At 46.1% G+C, this 1,209-nt stretch carries 1 protein-coding gene; it reads right to left on the bottom strand.

What is annotated here, in order from left to right; all coding sequences use genetic code 11:
- Window positions 1–555, bottom strand: a 555-nt coding sequence (locus ABGT15_RS12915; protein ID WP_367231867.1) for an Ig-like domain-containing protein, incomplete at its 3' end; no start/stop codon positions are given.
- Window positions 556–1,209: the final 654 nt, after the last annotated feature.

Here is a 1,209-nt window from a genome sequence, read left to right on the forward strand (position 1 = left end):
AACCGTAGCAAAATTAAATGTCGGGGTAATTGTTGGGTTTACCGTAACTGGAATTGTAGTTGTACATCCGTTAACTGTAGTATAGGTAATTGTAACTGTACCTCCAGCAATTCCACTTACCAAACCGGTATTGGATACTGTTGCTATTGTTGCATCGGAAGACATCCACGGATTTACCGCAGCCGGTGTTCCTGAACCTGATAACTGAGTTGTACTGCTCTGACATAAAGTCGTCGTACCGCTAATGGTAGGAACAGCATAATTAGAAACAGTTCCCGAAGCACTTGTACTGGAACAAGTTCCGTTTGAAATCACTACACTATACGTTCCGGTAACTGTAGTCGTGAAACTTGCCACGCTACCCGGGTTGGTTACGCCTGTTGGCACTGTCCAGTTATACGTATAGGCTCCTGCAACACCCGGTGTAGCCGTTACCGTTGCAGTAGCACCCGTACAAACCGTAGGGCTGTTTACCGTAACTGTCGGATTCGGGTTAACCGTTACCGTTCCGGAAGCACTTGCACTAACACAGTTTGTAGCTGTATTGGTAATCACNNTTGGTTGCTCCTGTAGGTACAGTCCATGCATAGTTATAGGTATCTGCTGTACCTGGTGTTGCTGTAACTGTGGCAGCATTTCCGGCACATACAGAAGGACTATTCACCGTTACTGTTGGTAATGGATTATTTGTTATCGTTCCGGAAGCACTTGCACTTACGCAATTCGTAGAGGTATTGGTAATCACTACACTATATGTTCCCGCAACTGTAGTGCTAAAACTTGGCACACTACCCGGATTGGTTACACCTGTTGGCACTGTCCAGTTATAAGTATAGGTTCCTGCAGTACCCGGAGTAGCCGTTACCGTAGCCGAAGCACCCGAACAAATCGAAGCATTACTTACCGTAACCGTAGGAAGCGGATTATGAGTTACTGTTCCTGATGCACTTGCGCTAACGCAGTTCGTTGCTGAATCGGTAATCACCACACTGTAATTACCCGCTACTGTTGTGGTAAATGTTGGCACACTACCTGGATTGGTTACGCCTGTTGGTACTGTCCAGTTATAAGTATAAGTACCCGCAACACCCGGTGTGGCCGTAACTGTAGCTGACTGTCCGGAACAAACAACAGCATTACTAACCGTTACTGTTGGTAACGCGTTAAATGTTACTGTTCCTGAAGCACTCGCACTAATACAGTTTGTAG

It is taken from the genome of Flavobacterium enshiense, from assembly GCF_040750275.1.
Classification (GTDB): domain Bacteria; phylum Bacteroidota; class Bacteroidia; order Flavobacteriales; family Flavobacteriaceae; genus Flavobacterium; species Flavobacterium enshiense_B.